Source organism: Psychrobacter sp. T6-1 (assembly GCF_052258445.1).
Genome location: NZ_JBQQFC010000371.1, coordinates 1 through 2,105, shown reverse-complemented (window position 1 = coordinate 2,105; position 2,105 = coordinate 1). Strand labels below are relative to the sequence as shown.

Genomic DNA, 2,105 nt, shown 5'->3' with positions numbered 1-2,105 from the left:
ATAAGAGCCGCTTTTTTGTGCTTAACGATATTTGTATTTAATGATCAAGATCAACGATTAGGCACTGTTAAGCGCTGTCCGCGTTGTAGCATAGTGTCTGCTGCGATATCATTCATATCTGCAAGCTCTTGTGTCGATATGCCGTACTTGCGTGCAAGTCCAATCAAGCTATCGCCTGAACCTACAGTATAGCTGACAGTCACTTTGGGTACTTTAATTGTCTGTCCGCGCTGCAACTGAGCATTACTAGCGATATTATTAGTCGCCGCTAAGTCCTCAACTGATACGCCAAAGCGGCGTGCCAATGCAATCAAGCCATCGCCTGATTGTACTTTGTAATTCTCAGTATTGTTAAGCTTCTTACCACTACTGCTCGTTGCAGTGCTGCCACTGCTGCTAGTGCTATTACTGCTACTAGCACTGCTTGGAGCGCTATCTTTGGCGGGAATCGTAATCGTACGTCCTCTGATGAGATTGGATCTTGTGGTCAAGTTATTAGCAGCAGCCAATTCACTTAAGCCGATATTATAACGATTAGCGACGCCTGTTAGCGTGTCGCCAGATTGAACCTTGTAGCTTACAGGTTTGTCATTTAGCTGACGCTCGACTGTGTCCTTTGACACCGGTACTTTAATCGTCTGACCACGTTGCAAGCGTGCACGCGCATCAAAACTACTATTAACAGCCGCAATCTCGCTAGCACTCACATCCAAGCTATTAGCAATACCGATCAAGGTCTCACCTGATTTTACCGTATAGTTCGTTGTAGACACTGAGCTATTACTAGTGGTGTCGTTGCTGCGATTTGTGCTCACATTGGCGCTCGCTGGAACGACTAGTCTTTGACCGACATATAGAGAGTCTGTAGTGCTCAGTCCGTTTAGGTTAGCCAGTGTTGACGTTGGAATATTAAACTGACGCGCTAAGGCAATAAGGCCATCGCCCGATTTGACTGTATAGCTCTTGGTCGGTATTTTCGATGAGCTGCTCGATCTAGTCGATGGCGCAGCAGGTGTACTCGCAGGCGCTTTTACTTTGCCTGGGACAAGCCAGAGCTTTTGCCCTATGAGTAGATCAGCACGGCTGCTTAGATTATTGTAAGTGGCTAGCTGGGTCACTGACATATCAAAACGGTTGGCGGTACCTATGAGCGTATCGCCGCTTTGTACCACGTAACTCTCAGGCTGGCTGGGAGTCTCACTGCTACTGCTAATAGGCGCGATAGTTTTGGCGTTATAAAGGTACAAGGTGCTACCCGATAATAGATTAGCACTTGGGTCAATCTGGTTCCATTGTGCAATATCACGCCAGTTTAGCCCAGCGCGGCTGGCGATGTTAGAGAGCGTATCGCCGCGTTTGACAGTATAGGTGCTGCGCGTACCCTGCGGTTTTGCTTTGCTAGGCTTAGTACTTGCGCCTGATGAAAAGGTGATTGTCTTCTCTTTACCGCTCGCCTCTAATATAGACTGCTGCGTCTGTATCGCGGACAACTTGATGTTGCCATCGACCGGACTGATCGCTTGGCTGACTTCATTAGTCTGTCTTTGAATTTGGCTGGCAATAAAGTCGCGCTCTTCTTTAGTCAGTGGCGGCTCTTGGACGATCGTATTATTACTGGTAATTGACGCTGATGTAGTCGGCAAGCTATTACTGCTTTGTAGTTCAGCATTGATTTTTTTGGTCTCATTGCTGGTAATCGCAGGCTCAGTACGTAGCGAGGTGTTATTGCTATATACAGAGCTACTAGTAGGCGTAACCGATGGCGAGATATAACTGGTCGTCTGCTGCGGCACAGTAGCACTTGCAGCATAGTCAGCCAAACCGCTGCCAGTAGATGGCAAAGACGAGCTAGTATAGGGCTGATTATTATAGCTTGGCGTCGCAGGCGTCGTTGCAGCGATCACATTGCTGCTACCATTACCTCTTAGGGTACTAAGTTTAGCATCGATATTGCTATCGACATCGTTTGGAATGACTACGCGTTGCGGGCCTGATTGATCAACTCGACCTGAGATAAGCGCAGTATTGAGGCGCTCAAGCTCATCATAGCTCACGCCTGTCACTTGCGCGACTTCTGCTAGGCTTACCCCATAATTGACAGGAAC

Annotated in this window: 1 protein-coding gene; it reads right to left on the bottom strand. The window is 47.8% G+C overall.

What is annotated here, in order from left to right; translation table 11 throughout:
• Positions 1–50: 50 nt before the first annotated feature.
• The coding region (locus ACTXGO_RS12875) for a LysM peptidoglycan-binding domain-containing protein (RefSeq protein ID WP_443574808.1) at positions 51–2,105 on the bottom strand (2,055 nt) is incomplete at its 5' end.